Below are 16,476 nucleotides of genomic sequence, written 5' to 3' on the forward strand. Positions count from 1 at the left end.
TTGTTTTTAACAAAAACATAACATTTCTTTTGTACACTAGAAGTAAATATGATGTATGGAAGGGGAGATTACATGATTAAGTTATTTGTTAGCGATTTAGATGACACACTCGTTTATAACGTGAATCGGATCCATCGTGACGATGAAAAAGCATTATGCTGGTTAGCAGAGAAAGGTACGAATATTTGTTTTGCTTCTGGTCGTTTTACTCACCGTATTCATGCTGTTGTGAAACAATTCGCTTTCCCTTATTATACAACAGGATTAAATGGTGCCGTTTTATTAACGAAAGAAGGAGAAATGTTAAACGAATCAACTTTTGATGGTGAGGTTGCCCGGGAAATATATAAATATATACATGAAAAAAAGATGGCGGATATTGTATGTGCGAAGGAGCATCGATATACAAAAAAGAAAAATGAACATCATCGTATGTTTGAAGAATATATTAAAGGAGAAATCGCAGAAGTAGAGACATTAGAGGAAGACTTCGGACAAACTATTCATCCGGCAAAATTATTTGTTTATGGAGAAGAAGAGGAAATTACAATGTTAGATCAAGAGCTGCGAAACGAATTTCAAGGCAAGGCGGAAGTCGTGATTTCAGGAAAGCGATATGTGGATATTATGCCAATTGGGATTAGTAAAGGAAGTGCACTGCAGCTTTTAATGGAACATTTACAAGTAGAAGCACATGAAGTAGCATGTATTGGGGATTCTTTTAATGATATTTCCATGTTTTCTGTGACGCCGCATTCCTTTACATTACATCATGCTCATCCATATGTGAAAGAAAAAGCGAGTCATGTTGTTCGTTCTGTAGAAGAAGCCATTATGAAACTACCATTGTTAGCATAAAAAAAGCTCGTCAATAACGAGCTTTTTATTACTTGAATAGCGATTTAATAAAGTCAATAAAGCTAGCGAATACGCCTTTTAACTTTTCTAAAAAGCCTTGACCTTCTTCAGAGCCTAGAAACGCTGAAACGTGTTCTTTTGCTTTATTTAATTGGTTACTAACTTGATTCCAATCAATATTTAAGTTTTTCATTTTGTCAAAGAGTGCTACTAAATTATCAAGTTGTTCATCAGTTAATGTAATTCCGAGCTGATCCGCAATCTTTTTAATGAGTGAACGTAAATCTTCTGTTGTTTTTGGTTGTTCTTTTGCGATTTCTTCTTTAACTTTTGCAACGAGTTGTACAGCTTTATCATTTCCGATTTGGTCACCAAGTTTTGCAGTTTGAACCATTTCTTCATTAGCGACTTTTTTAACTTCTTCTGGAATTTCTTTTTTTGCTGTTGTCTCGTATGCTTTCATTAAGCCTGTTAAAGCGGCAGTCCCTGATACTTTAAATGGTGCTGTAATGTAAATATTCGCATCTTTTACACCTGCTGTAATTAATGCGTTTGTATACATTGCATCTGTTACCCAATTGATATTATGCGCTTGTACAACAAGACCAGATCCTTTTTTTGTATACGTAATCATAGAAGAAGAAATTGCTTTTGTGCCGATTTGAGCGCTTGGTACAACTCCATCTAAATATTTATGTTCTTCCGCGTTTGACACCGTAATAATTTGTGCATCTTTTGGCGCTTTCATTTCTTGGAGAAGTTGTTGTTTTTGCTGTTCTGTTAAATTTTCTCCTAATGTAACAATAGACTCTCCCTCAATCACGTCTGCATATGAAGCTGCTGGAATCAAAAAGACCATAACAGCTAATAGCAGTGCTAACAATTTCGTTTTCACGAAAAATCGCTCCCTTTCTCTTTCTGAAATTTTCGGGCAACAAAGTAATTATAGTATATTTTTTGTATTTGTCATCCGCCTTTAGATTGATTTTAGAAAGAAATAGCAGGATTGTCGGATTTTATAAAGGTTTTCACAATAATATTTTTGTTTATTACAGCGATTGTGGTAATATAAGGCTGAGATTGTTGAAAGGAGCTTATTATACATGAGAACTTTAGGATACATATTAATGGAAAACGGTGAAAAAATCGAATTAGAATTTTTCACAGAAGAAGCACCAAAAACAGTAGAAAACTTTAGAAAATTAGCTAATGAAGGTTTTTATAATGGAGTTACTTTCCACAGAGTAATTCCTGGTTTTGTAAGCCAAGGTGGCGATCCAACAGGAACAGGAGCAGGTGGTCCTGGTTACTCCATTCCTTGTGAAACTGATGGAAATCCTCACAAACATAAAGTAGGGGCACTTTCTATGGCGCACGCTGGAAGAAATACTGGAGGAAGCCAGTTCTTTATCGTACATGAGCCACAACCGCATTTAGATGGCGTTCATACTGTGTTTGGTCAAGTAACAAATGGCATCGAAACAGTACTAAATATGCGTCAAGGCGATGTTATGAAAGAAGTTAAGGTTTGGGAAGAGTAAAATATTAAGAGGGAGCAAAATGCTCTCTCTTTTTTTATTAAAAAAAGAATTTGTAAGGTAAGACAAGTAAAAGATACGTATAGGAGACTTTGCATATCATTTGTGTCATTTAAACTTTTTCAACATATAAGTTGCTACTATGCAAAAGTGTGATCTGGACTCGCTTCCTCCCTTTGTTTTAAACCTCGCATGTGGCAGGAAAAGGATCTGACCGATTCTATGCATGGTCAGATGCTCTCGCTTACCTAAAAGAAAGAGTTTTTTTATATCGTTTTTTTATTTATATTAGGTACGAACAATATAATGCTACTAGCATAATATAAACAGAATATCAACATTTGACTTCCACTCTCCCTCTTTGTATGATTATAAAGTTGTTTTTAGGCAAGCCTTCTCAGTAGGTTAGAAATGTTGTAAAATAGACATGATATGAACATGCTGATTAAGGGGATATGATTTGTAACTTTTGTAAGAAGGGATAAATTCCATGTTAATTCGTTTTAAAAAAAGTTATGAAAAAATTGCAATGGGACTTCTTTCATTTATGCCAATGGAAAAAGACATAAAACGATTACAAGCAACGATGAAGGATTATGAACAAAATGACGATTGGCAGCTATACTTATGGAAGGAAGACGATGCGATTGTTGGGATTATTGGGACGGTAAAGCACGATACTGGTGTGCTAGAAATTCAACATATTAGTGTGAATCCTTCGCATCGTCAAGCGGGAATTGGAACAAAAATGGTACAAGAATTACAAACAATTCTGCCGAATATTACGGTATGCGGAAACGAACAAACATCTAGTTTTTGTGAGAAGTGTAAAGAAGTTGAACATAATGTGCATTAGTAAAAGCAGAGATAACCTTATCTCTGCTTTCTCTTTTGTAATTGAATATTTCGTTCACTAATCACATCTTCACGATTACGACGAGAATGTTTATGAATAATATCCTCGCTTGGAGTAGAAGAAGTCTCTTTCCACGGCAATCTTTTCGTTTTGCATAATTGTATACATATGTTTTCTAAATTCGAATCAGCAAAAGGAAGAAATAATGTTGTATAAGAATCATGATTTTGAATGATGTGCAGTCGTTCCTTAAGAAGCAATAGTAGTTTCAAATACTCTAAACCTAATGCTTCTATATGTTGTTTTTCATTCTGTAAAATGAATAGGGCACTCTTCATCATTCGCTCAGCACCGTTCCAATTAGAGCGTCTATGGTGGTATAAAGCGACAGCAATTTGAATGAGTCCAACCCAATGCTGTTCTCGCTCTCCGCGTGGCTTTGTTTTCCAATGTTCTTCTAAAACTTCGTGACATTCAAAGTAGTCGTAATCACTATGAAAATGAATTAAAAATTGTATGTATGCTTCATGATACATGCTTTTCACTCCAATTCTAAGCAGTGTTGTATATAGTGTAGCATAAAGTGAAACTTCCATCAGTGGGGGTCTTACTGCCCACGAATAGCGGGATAAATATAAAACGACTAGAGAGTGCTCTAGTCGCTTTATGTCAGTTAGCAAAAACAAGCTGCGCCGACAATAATTAATAAAATAAATAACACAACCAGTAAAGCGAATCCGCCGTGGAAACCTCCAGAAACATGACCCATAGTTTGTAACCTCCTACAATGTACTCATTACACTGTCATCATATGAATGGGATGGGCATTGTGGCCTAGGTATACGTCTATTTTTAATTAATTTTTTGAAAAAGGTTGGATAGTCCATAAGTATACACTATACTTATGGTGTTACAGAAAAAATGTGGTGGGATGATTTGTGCAATATAATTTTAAAGTTGAGGCATTTGAAGGCCCTTTAGATTTACTATTACATTTAATTAATCGTTATGAAATTGATATATATAACATTCCTGTAGCGGAAATTACAGAACAATATTTATCATATATCCATGCGATGAAAGAATTACAGCTTGATGTTGCAAGTGAATATTTAGTTATGGCAGCGACGCTATTGCAAATTAAAAGTAAAATGTTGCTTCCAAAGTATGAAGAAGATGTACAGGATAGCAGTGAAGAATTTATGGAAGATCCTCGGCAAGAATTAATGGAACGTCTAATTGAGTATAAGAAATATAAGCAAGTTGCTACTCAATTAAAAGAAAAAGAACAAGAACGAGCGCAGTTATATACACGGCCTCCTCTTGATTTTATGATGTTTCAAAAAGAGGAGGCTGAAAAGCTGCCGATTGATGTTACGTTATATGATATGTTAGCAGCGTTCCAAAAGCTCATGCGTCGAAAGAAAATACAGCGGCCGGTAACAGCTACAGTTACTAGGCAGGAAATCCCAATCGAACAACGAATGGTCGATGTTTTAAAACAATTGGAACTTGCAGGAGGTCGTCAAAGTTTTTACGATTTATTTGTAGATGATGACCGAGATGTAATTGTTGTTACATTTTTAGCAATTTTGGAACTTATGAAACATCAGAAAATTGTTATTGAGCAAGAGCATAATTTTGATGAAATCTTTTTAATGAAACAATAGCTGTAATGTTCGACCGACCGTAAATTGTTGTTCGGTCTTTATGACGTATATGGATACAAAGAATGTGAGAAAGGAGCTTTTAACGTTGGAAAGACAAGAACAAAAGGCAGTTATAGAGGGGCTGCTGTTTGTAGCAGGAGATGAAGGGATTTACCCAGAACAAATTGCAAAAGTATTAGAGGTAGAAGTGAAAGCTGCAATAAAGCTTGTAGAAGAGCTACAGGAAGAATATGATCAATTGCAACGCGGCTTGCAGATTGTTCAATTTGCAAAAGTGTATCGTTTTGCAACGAAAAAAGAGCACGCACTGTATTATCAAAAATTGATGGATGCGCCAACAACTGCATCTTTATCACAAGCAGCATTAGAAACATTAGCGATTATCGCCTATCGCCAGCCAATTACAAGAACCGAAATCGAAGAGATTCGCGGTGTAAAAACAGATCGCGCTCTTCAAACGCTTGTATCCCATTTATTAATTAAAGAAGTAGGACGTGTAGAAGGGCCGGGACGCCCTATTTTATACGGCACAACAAAAGAGTTTTTAGATACATTTGCATTGCAAACATTAGATGAATTACCTGCTCTGTCAGAAGAAGGCGAAGGAATGAATGAAGCGGATTTATTCTTTGGTTCTTTACAAGAAATTTCGAAGTGAAAGCTTGGCATTTTGCCAAGCTTTTTTGTATATGAAATCAAAGCTGCGTCATACTAAATAGAAAAAGGAGAAGGTGTATGAAAGATGTGCGTATCGCTCTTTTTCTATTTTCAGCAGTATTATGTATAACTTTAAATAGTGCAACTCCTATACGTCAGTATGGTTCTATACATATGGTTTCCTCCTTTTCAAGTCAGCGTACGCATTTAGGTAAGATGACTGTAAATTTTTTAAGAGTTGGGCAAGGTGACGCAACAATTATTTCCTTACCAAACGGGAAAACAATTTTAATTGATGGTGGTCCGTATGAGGCTGGGGAGCCTATTATAGATAAATTAATTAAAAAGGGAATTAAACGCTTAGATGTTGTTATCGGTACACATCCTGATATGGACCATATCGGAGGGTTAATTCCAATTATTGAACAAATGCCGGTTTCACTTGTGTTAGATAGTGGGAAATTATATAGTTCATTTACATATCATTCGTATATAAGAAGTATTAAAAAAAGAGGAGTTCCATTTTTACGTGTAAAGGAAGGGCAATATATTCCCTTAGATCCTCATATTTCTGTTCAAGTATTAAATGATGGAAAAACAAAACGAGAAAATAATGAGTCATCTATTGTATTGAAAATTCGTTATGGTAAGGCTGATTTTTTATTCATGGGGGATGCTGATACACATACGGAGGAAGAAATTGTGAAGAAGTACGATGTACATGCAGATGTGTTAAAAGTTGGCCATCACGGTTCATATACATCAACGAGCGAACAGTTTATAACGGCTGTTGCACCGCAGTTTGCTATTATTTCGTATGATAAAAAAAATCCGTATGGCCATCCGCATCGAAGTGTGGTGAAACGATTATATCGGCACGGGGTGATTGTGCATACTACCGTGAAAAATGATGTTGAAATTGAAACAGATGGTGAGTGTATTACTTTTGAGCATCAGTTACCTTTGCCGTTGTTAAAATAGTGTATGTATCATTCATTTCAGCAGCATATGAAAGAAATCAAAGCTGCTGAAATGATAAGTATAGTTAAATTTGTTTATATACAGTAGCGTTCTAGAGCATTTCTTGATATTTGTTTAATAAAATATTTAAGTCATACATAATATGATGTATTTCTACAAGTGTAGTCGCTTTTTTGTTTCTTATACGAGGAAATATTTTGAAAGTCCTTTTGAATAAAATGAAAGTTCTATATTATAATGAGAGAAGAAAAACAAAATTACTTTTTTCTTATATCAAAACCCATCCATAATGTATAGACAACTACTCGTGTATATATTATGATAAGGATAGGTAATAAGAGAAGTAGGGATTATATGGGAAAGGATCGATGAAAATGAAAACGCAAGTCGTCATCAATGCCAAAATTTATACAGGTCATGAAGTGTTAGAAAGCGGTTTTATTCGTTACACGGATCAAATTCAAGAACTTGGATTGATGGCTCAATATGTACCACAAGAAAATGAAACGGTTCATGATATAAAAGGGAATATTATGATTCCAGGTATGATTGATGTTCATATTCACGGTGGATACGATATTGATGCAATGGATGCAAATAGCGACGGATTAGTAACTCTTGGTAAACAGATGTTACAAGAAGGAGTTACAACGTTCTTTCCAACAACAATGACGCAGTCTTCTGAAGCGATTGAAGCGGCTTTGGGTGCTGCAAAGGAAGCGAAGGAAAAAGGTGCGCATTTCGAATATATTCATTTAGAAGGTCCGTACGTTTCAAAAAAACGTGCAGGTGCACAGCCGCTTGAATATATTGTCCCTGCAAATATTAAGCAATTTAAGCAATGGCAAGCAGCAAGTGGAAATTTAATTAAACTCGTAACATATGCTCCAGAAGAAGAAGGTGCGCGTGAGTTTGAAGAATATCTCATAGAAACGGGTGTCATCGGTACAATTGGACATACAGATGCAACGAATGAGCAATTAATAGGGAGAAATATTATACATGCAACGCACCTTTATAATCAAATGCGTGGTTTGCATCACCGTGAGCCAGGTGTAGTTGGTCATGTGTTATTAAATCCAGATGTAATGGTCGAAGTAATTACAGATGGTATCCATATTCATCCGGATATGGTGAAATTGGCATATAAATTAAAAGGCGCTAAAAAAGTGAGTGTCATTACGGATGCGATGCGTGCAAAAGGCTTAGCAGATGGATTATATGAACTTGGCGGACAACCGGTTATTGTAAAAGATGGTAGTGCACGATTAGAAGATGGCACATTAGCAGGAAGTATTTTGAAAATGGATGAAGCATTGCGTAACGTGATAGCGTTTACTGGATGCTCGATCGAAGAAGCTGTTCTTATGACATCAGTTAACCAAGCTGAGGAATTTGGATTAGTAAACAAGGGCGTTTTAGAAACAGGAAAAGATGCGGATTTTGTTATTATGTCTGAAGATTTATATGTACAAGATACAGTTCGATTAGGGATTCATATGAAAGAAGGGAAATAAATGAATATCGTTGTTGCAAAAACTCCAGAAGAATTAGCAGAAGCGGGCTATAAATTAATTGAACACCTTGTAAAATCAAAAGAAAATCCAGTATTAGGAATGGCTACAGGCAGCTCTCCATTAGGGGTTTATGCATTAATGAGAAAAAATAAACTTGATACAAGCCGTGTAACCACTGTAAACTTAGATGAGTACGTAAATTTACCACCCGAAGACAAAAACAGCTATCATTATTTTATGCAAGAACAGTTGTTTAACCATCTTCCGTTTAAAGAAACGTATGTACCAAATGGAATGGCAGGCGATTTACAAGAAGAATGTAAGCGTTATGAAAGTATTATTGATGCCAATCCAGTTGATTTACAAATTCTTGGAATCGGTGAAAACGGTCACATCGGATTTAATGAGCCGGGAACACCATTTGATTCTGTAACTAGCATTGTGAAGTTAACAGAATCTACCCGTCAAGCAAACCGTCGTTTCTTCGAAAAAGAAGAAGATGTGCCAACGCATGCTATTACAATGGGGATCGGTAGCATTATGAAGGCAAAGCAAATTTTACTTGTCGCTTCTGGAGTGAAAAAAGCAGAAGCGATTAAGGAAATGCTACAAGGGAAAGTAAGCGAGGGGTGTCCGGCTACAGTTTTACAACATCATCCAAATGTAACCATAATCGCAGATCAAGAAGCTCTATCTTTATGCAGTGAGGCGATTGCTGATGAATATCGACAAGTATTCACCATTTCCGATCTATTATCAGATTCAGGAGTGGGTGAAGCAACTAATTGAAGACGGTGAATGGAAGCCGGGAGATAAAATTCCATCTGAAAATGAATTATGTGATAAGTTTGAAGTAAGTCGAATGACAATCAGACAGGCCATTAATAACTTAGTTGAACAAGGGTATTTACATCGAAAACGTGGAATTGGTACTTTTGTGCAACTTCCAAAGGTTGAACAAAAGTTGCAAGGCATGACAGGATTTACAGAGGATATGCTCTCTCGTGGAATGCAACCAAGTAGCGTGCTATTAAGCTTTCACCTTGTTCCAGCTACTGCTAAAATAGCAGAGAAGCTTAGAATTCAAGAGGGAGAATCGGTTTACGAGGTAAGGCGTATTCGCTTAGCTGATGAAGAACCAATTGCGTTTGAGACAACATATTTGTCACCATCTCTTGTAAAAGATATTAATGAAGAAATTTTGCAACAATCATTGTATGAGCACTTAGAAAAAAAACTAGGCTTTAAGCTAATTCGTGCTACGCAATCTATTGAAGCGGCTATTGCAACGGACGAAGAGGCAGAGCACCTTCATATTCCGAATAAAGCACCAGTGCTTGTAATGAGACAATGGTCATATGCAGAAGGCGAGTTGCCGCTGGAATATGTAAAATGTATTTACAGAGGCGATCGTTATAAGTTTATTACGAATATTTCACGCAATAAGTAAAACGCGAAGTTTTATGTTGTGAAATAAAGTGATACTTCCATTAGCGAGGGGATCCCCGCTCATGGCTAGTTGAGTGAATCGGGCTTTTACGGACAGTTATCTTCTATCTACCTTCTTAAGATTTCTCACCATCTTAAGATGAGGGCTTTATTGTCCGTTAATGCAGGAAAAAAATATGACTCATCCTTATAAGGAGTGAGTCATATTTTTTTGTTCTTGATTATAACGAAGAACATATTCGATTGCATTTTTAACAGAGGGAACAATATGTGATGCATGCTGCTTTACTTCATCGTCTGCACACGCCATCGCAAAGCTATGAGGTGTTAAAGCAAACATCGGGATATCATTATAAGAATCACCGATACAAGCTATTTCATTAGGCCCAATATTAAATTCCTTTAATAAAACAGAAATAGCTGAACCTTTACTAATGTTAGGAGGCATAACATCTAAACATTGTTCGGCAGAAATAAAAGTACTTACCTTTCCTTTAAAATTTTCGTCAATTTGCTTTTGAAGAACAATTAACTCTTCTTTTGTACCACCAACTGAAATTTTATTTGGGAAAATTGTTGTATCAATTTTCTCGAGCAAGTTTGGTTCTTCAACGGAAGTCATTTTCACCTGCTTCTCGAGTTCATGAATAAATGGTGTTTTTTCCTCAATGTAATAATTATATTCATCACTTACATAACGAAAGAATGGTTCTTTATTTGTTATAGACAACAGCTCTGGTAAAATAGTAGAATCGAATGTTGCAGATAATAGTTGTTTATTTTCGTGTGTATATACAAATACACCGTTCACACTAATGCGATGAAATTTCATGTCAACTTTGTTCATTAAATCAGCAATTTCATTATCAAGCCTTCCAGATGCGAAACAAAGAATTATATTTTGATCAGCAAGGCTACACAGTGCATCTATATCTTGGTTAGCGATTACACCTCCGTGTTGCATCATTGTGCCATCGATATCGCTTATAAACATTTTAATCATGATATGGCTCCTTTCTACTAGATGTATGCCTTTACATTATACGCATCTCGTACATTCATGTCTAAAAAACGACATTTCTAAAATGGCAGATGTTTGACATTGACGAAAAATAAGATTGTTCTGTAACATGAAAGTAGACGTTTTATGCGCAAGGATGGTGTTGTATGGATAATTTTCTCGAAATTAAAAAAGTTTTAAATAATAATGTCATTATTGCTGCCCATCCAGAACACGAAGAAGTGGTCGTCATAGGAAAAGGGATTGGGTTTGGAAAAAAAACAAGAGAAATGTTACAAGTAGAACAGATTGAAAAAATGTTTGTATTAACAAATGAACGCGAGCGTGAACAATACAAACTTCTTGTTCCGCATGTGAGCGAGAAATTGATTGAATTAATGAACGATCTCATGTTTTATATTCAAGATCGAGTAGAAACACCGTTAAATGAGCATATTCATATTGCTTTAACCGATCATATTGCTTTTGCTATAAAGAGATTAAAGCAAGGGTTTACAGTGGATAATCCATTTTTAGTGGAAACAAAAGTGTTGTATCCAAATGAATATAAAATTGCAGAAGAAGTTGTAGAATTAATCAATTCCCGCTTAAATATTCATCTTCCAGAAGGAGAGATCGGGTTTATTGCACTGCATATTTATAGCTCTGTTACAAACTCTGAATTATCTTCTGTTAATCAAAATTCTAAATTAATTGCTCACCTTGTTTCTTTAATTGAAACAAATTTACAACTCGTGTTAGACAAAGAGAGCATTCATTATTTACGTCTCGTTCGTCACCTGCAATATGCAATTGAGCGGGTAAAAAATGGTGAGAAAGTGGAAGAATCACAAAACTTTGCGGATCTTTTAAAAGCTGAATTTCCAGAGTGCTATAATTTAGCATGGAAACTTGTAAAAGTTATGCAAAAACAATTACAACTGCCTGTGTATGAAGCAGAAACGATTTATTTAACGATGCACTTACAGCGTTTAATGAAGGTTGAACAAGTTTAAATTTTGTCGAAAATGTAAACGTTAAAAAAAGTTATTGAATCGCTTACAATTGTTATGTATAATCAATTGTACAAAGTTCTACTAAATTCGACAAATGAATAACAGTACACAAAGAAAACGTTTGCTTAAATTTGTGAACTTATTATGTATACCTATTTTTGACACGTGTTACTGATTCGATCAGGCATGAGTGGAGAAAAGTTAGGAATGTAAGCTAAAGAAAGGGACATACTACCCCTTGTATAGCTATCGTTCTATCTTTTTTTCCTCATGCCTTTTGGCGTTTGTCGAAAGTATCAATTATATAAGAGAGGAAGGATATTTATGTTTAAGAAGATCTTTGGTGTTCTTCAAAAAGTCGGTAAAGCGCTTATGTTACCAGTTGCAATCTTACCGGCTGCAGGGATTTTACTTGGATTTGGTAATGCATTCCAAAATCCGCAATTAACAAATCATATCCCTGCGTTAAAAGCAGATTGGTTTGTTCTAGTTGCAAAAATTATGGAACAATCTGGTGACATTATTTTCGGAAACCTTGCACTATTATTCGCAGTAGGGGTTGCCATTGGGTTAGCAAATGGAGACGGAGTAGCTGGGTTAGCGGCATTCGTTGGATATTTGATTATGAACAAAACGATGAGCGTGTTCTTAGGAGTAGACAAGTTAGTTCAAGTAACAAGCAAAGCTGGAGATCCAATTAAAACTGGTTTTGCAGATCCATCTTATGCAAATGTATTAGGCATTCCAACACTGCAAACAGGAGTGTTTGGTGGTATTCTGGTAGGGATATTAGCAGCATATTGTTATAATAAGTACTTTAATATTGAATTACCATCATACTTAGGATTCTTTGCTGGTAAACGTTTCGTGCCAATTGCAACAGCAACATTCTCTTTAATTTTAGGGATTGTAATGTGCTTTATTTGGCCGACAATTCAAGGCGGTTTGAATTCATTCTCGCATCACATGATTGATACAAATAAAACATTAGCAGCATTTATATTCGGTTTAATTGAGCGTTCTTTAATTCCATTTGGGTTACATCACATTTTCTATGCACCATTCTGGTTTGAGTTTGGTCAGTATACAAATGCTGCAGGTGAAATCATTCACGGTGACCAAAAGATTTTCATGGCACAATTAAAAGATGGTGTGGAGTTAACAGCTGGTACATTTACAACTGGTAAATTCCCGTTCATGATGTTCGGTCTTCCGGCAGCAGCGTTAGCGATGTACCATGAAGCACGTCCAGAAAATAAAAAAATAGCAGCTGGTATTTTAGCTTCTGCTGCGTTAACATCTTTCTTAACTGGTATTACAGAACCGATTGAGTTCTCATTCTTATTCGTAGCACCTGTACTATTTGGAATCCATGCAGTATTTGCTGGTTTATCATTTATGACTATGCAAATTTTAAACGTTAAAATCGGGATGACATTCTCTGGTGGTTTAATTGACTTTATTTTATTCGGTGTATTACCAAACCGTACAGCATGGTGGTGGGTAATTATTGTTGGTCTTGTACTAGCAGTGATTTACTACTTCGGATTCCGCTTTGCAATTCGCAAATGGGATTTAAAAACACCAGGTCGTGATGTAGTAGCTGATACTGATGGAGCAGGAGCAGTAGAAGCAGGCGAGCTTCCAGGTGAGATTTTAGTAGCACTTGGTGGAAAAGAAAACATCGCTTCTTTAGATGCTTGTATTACACGTTTACGTGTTCAAGTAAAAGAACAAAAGGATGTAAACAAAGATCGTTTAAAAGAGCTTGGAGCAGCAGGTGTTCTTGAAGTTGGTAACAATATTCAAGCTATCTTCGGTCCAAAATCTGATACATTAAAATCACAAATTCAAGATATTATGGCAGGCCGTGCAGTGCATATTGAAAAAGAAGCACCTGCAAAAGTAGAAGCACCTGTTCAAAAAGATACAAATGAAGTAATTGCGATTCCAATTGAAGGTAAAATTTTACCAATCACTGAAGTTCCAGATCAAGTATTTTCTGGAAAAATGATGGGTGATGGTTTTGCAATCGAACCGACAGAAGGAACAGTCGTATCTCCTGTAAATGGTGAAATTGTGAACGTATTCCCAACAAAACATGCAATCGGTATTCAATCAGAAGGCGGAAAAGAAATTTTAATTCACTTCGGTATTGATACAGTAAAATTAAATGGTGAAGGTTTTGAAGCACTAGTTTCTCAAGGAGATAAAGTAACACAAGGCCAACCGTTATTAAAAGTAGATATAGCGTTTGTAAAAGAAAATGCACCTTCTATTATTACGCCAATTGTTTTCACAAACTTACAAGAAGGACAACAAGTTGAAATCAAAAAGCAAGATAATGTTAAAAAAGGTGAAACAAACGTTATTAACATTCACTAATATTTAGACACAAAATTTTGATAATATAAAAGGCGATGTAGTTGACCGCTCATCGCCTATTATATACAATATAGATGGTGTGATACTCACATCTATACAACTTAAAATATATTGTAGTTTAAAGGAGATAGATTATTATGGAAAAAATCTTTAAAGTAACTAGTGACTCAGGAATTCATGCTCGTCCAGCAACTTTACTTGTAAACACTGCAAGCAAATTTGGTGCGGATATTAACTTAGAGTATAATGGCAAAACTGTAAACTTAAAATCAATCATGGGTGTTATGTCTTTAGGTATTCAACAAGGCGCAGAAATCAAAATTACTGCAAACGGTGATGATGCAGCTCAAGCAGTAGCAGCTATTGAAGAAACTATGAAAAATGAAGGATTAGGAGAATAATGACTCTTAACATTAAAGGGATTGCCGCATCAAGCGGTATTGCCATTGCAAAGGCATTCCGTCTCGAAAATCCTGAATTTAACATTGAAAAGAAAACGATTTCGGATGAAGCTGTAGAAATCGCACGCTTAGAAGCTGCGCTTGAGAAATCAAAATCTGAATTAGAAGCAATTAAAAATCATGCTTTTGCTGAGCTTGGTGCTGATAAAGCTGCTATTTTTGAAGCTCATTTATTAGTATTAAATGATCCAGAACTAGTAAACCCAGTGAAAGATAAAGTAAAAAACGAAAAAGTAAATGCTGAATTCGCGATGGATGAAGTTGCATCAATGTTCATTACTATGTTTGAGAGCATGGACAATGAATATATGAAAGAACGTGCAGCAGATATTCGCGATGTGACAAAACGTGTTATTGCACATCTACTTGGCATTAACTTCTCAAACCCTAGTACAATTTCTGAAGAAGTAATCATCATTGCAGAAGATTTAACACCATCTGATACAGCTCAGTTAAACCGTGAATATGCAAAAGGTTTTACAACTGATATTGGTGGACGTACATCTCACTCTGCAATTATGGCTCGCTCTATGGAAATACCGGCTGTTGTTGGTACAAAGGTTGTTATGGAGAAAATCCAAAACGGCGATATCGTAATTATCGACGGTTTAGACGGAGAAGTAATTGTAAACCCATCTGAAGAAACTCTTCGTGCTTATGAAGAAAAGAAAGCGCAATTTGAAGAGCAAAAAGCAGAATGGGCAAAATTAAAGAATGAAGCGACAGTTACAGCAGATGATCATCACGTTGAGCTTGTAGCAAACATCGGTACACCGAAAGATGTAAAAGGTGTGATCGACAACGGTGGTGAAGGTGTTGGTTTATATCGTACAGAATTCTTGTACATGGGCCGTGATAACCTTCCAACAGAAGAAGAACAATTTGAAGCATACAAAGCTGTTCTTGAAGGTGTAGGAGAAGGTCAGCCAGTTGTTGTTCGTACACTTGACATTGGTGGCGATAAAGAGCTTCCATACTTACATTTACCAAAAGAAATGAACCCGTTCTTAGGCTACCGCGCAATTCGCTTATGCTTAGAAGAACAGGATATTTTCCGTACACAACTTCGTGCTTTACTTCGCGCAAGTGTATACGGTAATTTAAAAATTATGTTCCCGATGATTGCAACTCTTGATGAATTCCGTCAAGCAAAAGTAATTTTATTAGAGGAGAAAGAGAAACTTGTTCAAGCTGGTATAGCTGTTTCAGACGCTATTGAAGTAGGTATGATGGTTGAAATTCCTGCTTCTGCGGTATTAGCTGATCAATTTGCAAAAGAAGTAGATTTCTTCTCTATCGGAACGAACGACTTAATTCAATACACAATGGCAGCGGATCGCATGAATGAACGCGTATCTTACCTATATCAACCATATAATCCAGCGATTTTACGTCTTGTAAAAATGGTTATTGATGCAGCTCATAAAGAAGGAAAATGGGCTGGTATGTGCGGCGAGATGGCAGGAGATGCCCTAGCAATTCCGTTGTTAGTTGGATTAGGCTTAGATGAATTTAGTATGAGTGCAACATCTATTCTTCCAGCGAGAACACAAATTCGCAAGCTTTCAAAAGTACAAATGGAAGAATTAGCACAAAAAGCTTTAAACATGTCAACTGCTGAAGAAGTAGTAGAACTTGTAAAAAGTATTTAATGAAAAAACCTGGGACTGATTTGAAATCGGTCCCAGGTTTTTTCATACAATTCATTTTTTATCCCGCTACTTTAGGGCAGTAAGACCCCGATTGGTTCAACTAACCATCAGTGGGAGATGATGAAGAAAACCTCCACTGATGGAAGTTTCACTTTATTTTTTCGATATCTTTGTCTAGCTCTGCCTCCTCTTGTTCTGAGCGAGCCGCTTTCACTTTTCTTTATAATCCAGCTCCAGCGGCTAGAACAGTCGGTGGCTTCGCATCTTCCACCGAGGCAAAAAGCGCCTCTATGTCAGAAGCTCCATCCCCCTCTTGTTCTGAGCGAGCCGCTTTCACTTTTCTTTATAATCCAGCTCCAGCGGCTAGAACAGTCGGTGGCTTCGCATCTTCCACCGAGGCAAAAAGCGCCTCTATGTCAGAAGCTCCATCCCCCTC

General features: G+C 36.2%; 17 protein-coding genes. 13 read left to right on the forward strand and 4 right to left on the reverse strand.

Annotated elements, in window-relative coordinates:
* Positions 1-51: 51 nt before the first annotated feature.
* Positions 52-858: a Cof-type HAD-IIB family hydrolase gene (locus tag WAZ07_RS03995; protein WP_396547493.1), complete on the forward strand. Its 807-nt coding sequence runs from the start codon at positions 52-54 to the stop codon at positions 856-858.
* Positions 859-886: 28 nt separating this feature from the next.
* On the opposite strand, the gene WAZ07_RS04000 is transcribed toward WAZ07_RS03995, so the two are convergent.
* Positions 887-1,753: a DUF1002 domain-containing protein gene (locus tag WAZ07_RS04000; RefSeq protein ID WP_336471384.1), complete on the reverse strand. Its 867-nt coding sequence runs from the start codon at positions 1,751-1,753 to the stop codon at positions 887-889.
* 208 nt (positions 1,754-1,961) lie between these two features.
* Between WAZ07_RS04000 and WAZ07_RS04005 the strand changes: the two genes are divergently transcribed.
* On the forward strand, positions 1,962-2,399 hold the full coding sequence (locus WAZ07_RS04005) for a peptidylprolyl isomerase (RefSeq protein ID WP_090914126.1): 438 nt from the start codon (positions 1,962-1,964) through the stop codon (positions 2,397-2,399).
* A 487-nt stretch (positions 2,400-2,886) separates the two neighbouring features.
* On the forward strand, positions 2,887-3,252 hold the full coding sequence (locus WAZ07_RS04010; RefSeq protein ID WP_336471385.1) for a GNAT family N-acetyltransferase: 366 nt from the start codon (positions 2,887-2,889) through the stop codon (positions 3,250-3,252).
* Positions 3,253-3,269: 17 nt separating this feature from the next.
* On the opposite strand, the gene WAZ07_RS04015 is transcribed toward WAZ07_RS04010, so the two are convergent.
* Both WAZ07_RS04015 and WAZ07_RS04020 read right to left on the reverse strand, forming a co-directional pair.
* The gene (locus tag WAZ07_RS04015; RefSeq protein ID WP_336471386.1) at positions 3,270-3,788 is read right to left on the reverse strand and encodes a DUF309 domain-containing protein; all 519 of its coding nucleotides are present in this window, start codon (positions 3,786-3,788) and stop codon (positions 3,270-3,272) included.
* 137 nt (positions 3,789-3,925) lie between these two features.
* Positions 3,926-4,021, reverse strand: a complete 96-nt coding sequence (locus WAZ07_RS04020) for a YjcZ family sporulation protein (protein ID WP_081904749.1) — start codon at positions 4,019-4,021, stop codon at positions 3,926-3,928.
* 169 nt (positions 4,022-4,190) lie between these two features.
* Here WAZ07_RS04020 and WAZ07_RS04025 point away from each other — a divergent pair, with 169 nt between their 5' ends.
* The 6 genes from WAZ07_RS04025 (at position 4,191) to phnF (ending at position 9,527) form a co-directional block, all read left to right on the forward strand.
* Complete coding sequence (locus WAZ07_RS04025; RefSeq protein WP_090914132.1) at positions 4,191-4,922, forward strand: segregation/condensation protein A; 732 nt, start codon at positions 4,191-4,193, stop codon at positions 4,920-4,922.
* Positions 4,923-5,007: 85 nt separating this feature from the next.
* Positions 5,008-5,580, forward strand: a complete 573-nt coding sequence (scpB, locus tag WAZ07_RS04030) for an SMC-Scp complex subunit ScpB (protein WP_336471387.1) — start codon at positions 5,008-5,010, stop codon at positions 5,578-5,580.
* 77 nt (positions 5,581-5,657) lie between these two features.
* Positions 5,658-6,560 carry a ComEC/Rec2 family competence protein gene (locus WAZ07_RS04035; protein ID WP_336471388.1) on the forward strand — a complete coding sequence of 301 codons (903 nt, stop codon included), beginning with the start codon at positions 5,658-5,660 and terminating at the stop codon, positions 6,558-6,560.
* 374 nt (positions 6,561-6,934) lie between these two features.
* Complete coding sequence (nagA, locus tag WAZ07_RS04040) at positions 6,935-8,077, forward strand: N-acetylglucosamine-6-phosphate deacetylase (RefSeq protein WP_336471427.1); 1,143 nt, start codon at positions 6,935-6,937, stop codon at positions 8,075-8,077.
* The gene (locus tag WAZ07_RS04045; RefSeq protein WP_336471389.1) at positions 8,078-8,866 is read left to right on the forward strand and encodes a glucosamine-6-phosphate deaminase; all 789 of its coding nucleotides are present in this window, start codon (positions 8,078-8,080) and stop codon (positions 8,864-8,866) included. It begins immediately after the preceding gene.
* Positions 8,796-9,527: a phosphonate metabolism transcriptional regulator PhnF gene (gene phnF, locus WAZ07_RS04050; RefSeq protein ID WP_090914137.1), complete on the forward strand. Its 732-nt coding sequence runs from the start codon at positions 8,796-8,798 to the stop codon at positions 9,525-9,527. Before WAZ07_RS04045 ends, phnF begins: the two co-directional genes overlap by 71 nt.
* Before the next feature lie 186 nt (positions 9,528-9,713).
* Here the strand turns inward: phnF and WAZ07_RS04055 are convergent, their stop codons facing one another.
* A complete protein-coding gene (locus WAZ07_RS04055) occupies positions 9,714-10,529 on the reverse strand; it encodes an HAD family hydrolase (RefSeq protein ID WP_336471390.1) in 816 nt (271 codons plus the stop codon).
* Between the two features lie 164 nt (positions 10,530-10,693).
* On the opposite strand from WAZ07_RS04055, the gene glcT reads away from it, so the two are divergent.
* The 4 genes from glcT (at position 10,694) to ptsP (ending at position 16,040) form a co-directional block, all read left to right on the forward strand.
* Positions 10,694-11,542 (forward strand): glucose PTS transporter transcription antiterminator GlcT, encoded by an 849-nt coding sequence (gene glcT, locus WAZ07_RS04060; RefSeq protein ID WP_336471391.1) that lies wholly within the window; start codon positions 10,694-10,696, stop codon positions 11,540-11,542.
* A gap of 324 nt (positions 11,543-11,866) precedes the next feature.
* Positions 11,867-13,927, forward strand: a complete 2,061-nt coding sequence (gene ptsG / locus WAZ07_RS04065) for a glucose-specific PTS transporter subunit IIBC (protein ID WP_090914143.1) — start codon at positions 11,867-11,869, stop codon at positions 13,925-13,927.
* A 137-nt stretch (positions 13,928-14,064) separates the two neighbouring features.
* On the forward strand, positions 14,065-14,328 hold the full coding sequence (gene ptsH / locus WAZ07_RS04070) for a phosphocarrier protein HPr (RefSeq protein WP_020059386.1): 264 nt from the start codon (positions 14,065-14,067) through the stop codon (positions 14,326-14,328).
* The gene (gene ptsP, locus WAZ07_RS04075) at positions 14,328-16,040 is read left to right on the forward strand and encodes a phosphoenolpyruvate--protein phosphotransferase (protein WP_336471392.1); all 1,713 of its coding nucleotides are present in this window, start codon (positions 14,328-14,330) and stop codon (positions 16,038-16,040) included. Before ptsH ends, ptsP begins: the two co-directional genes overlap by 1 nt.
* Positions 16,041-16,476 lie beyond the last annotated feature (436 nt).

The organism is Bacillus bruguierae (genome assembly GCF_037104725.1).
GTDB classification, from domain to species: domain Bacteria; phylum Bacillota; class Bacilli; order Bacillales; family Bacillaceae_G; genus Bacillus_A; species Bacillus_A bruguierae.

What these genes read in the sequence shown, in the direction of transcription:
- WAZ07_RS03995 (WP_396547493.1), top strand. Translation starts at nt 52, where the DNA reads ATGTATGGAAGGGGAGATTACATGATTAAGTTATTTGTTAGCGATTTA.
- WAZ07_RS04005 (WP_090914126.1), top strand. Translation starts at nt 1,962, where the DNA reads ATGAGAACTTTAGGATACATATTAATGGAAAACGGTGAAAAAATCGAA.
- WAZ07_RS04010 (WP_336471385.1), top strand. Translation starts at nt 2,887, where the DNA reads ATGTTAATTCGTTTTAAAAAAAGTTATGAAAAAATTGCAATGGGACTT.
- WAZ07_RS04015 (WP_336471386.1), bottom strand. Translation starts at nt 3,788, where the DNA reads ATGTATCATGAAGCATACATACAATTTTTAATTCATTTTCATAGTGAT.
- WAZ07_RS04020 (WP_081904749.1), bottom strand. Translation starts at nt 4,021, where the DNA reads ATGGGTCATGTTTCTGGAGGTTTCCACGGCGGATTCGCTTTACTGGTT.
- WAZ07_RS04035 (WP_336471388.1), top strand. Translation starts at nt 5,658, where the DNA reads ATGAAAGATGTGCGTATCGCTCTTTTTCTATTTTCAGCAGTATTATGT.
- nagA (WP_336471427.1), top strand. Translation starts at nt 6,935, where the DNA reads ATGAAAACGCAAGTCGTCATCAATGCCAAAATTTATACAGGTCATGAA.
- WAZ07_RS04045 (WP_336471389.1), top strand. Translation starts at nt 8,078, where the DNA reads ATGAATATCGTTGTTGCAAAAACTCCAGAAGAATTAGCAGAAGCGGGC.
- phnF (WP_090914137.1), top strand. Translation starts at nt 8,796, where the DNA reads ATGAATATCGACAAGTATTCACCATTTCCGATCTATTATCAGATTCAG.
- WAZ07_RS04055 (WP_336471390.1), bottom strand. Translation starts at nt 10,529, where the DNA reads ATGATTAAAATGTTTATAAGCGATATCGATGGCACAATGATGCAACAC.
- glcT (WP_336471391.1), top strand. Translation starts at nt 10,694, where the DNA reads ATGGATAATTTTCTCGAAATTAAAAAAGTTTTAAATAATAATGTCATT.
- ptsG (WP_090914143.1), top strand. Translation starts at nt 11,867, where the DNA reads ATGTTTAAGAAGATCTTTGGTGTTCTTCAAAAAGTCGGTAAAGCGCTT.
- ptsH (WP_020059386.1), top strand. Translation starts at nt 14,065, where the DNA reads ATGGAAAAAATCTTTAAAGTAACTAGTGACTCAGGAATTCATGCTCGT.
- ptsP (WP_336471392.1), top strand. Translation starts at nt 14,328, where the DNA reads ATGACTCTTAACATTAAAGGGATTGCCGCATCAAGCGGTATTGCCATT.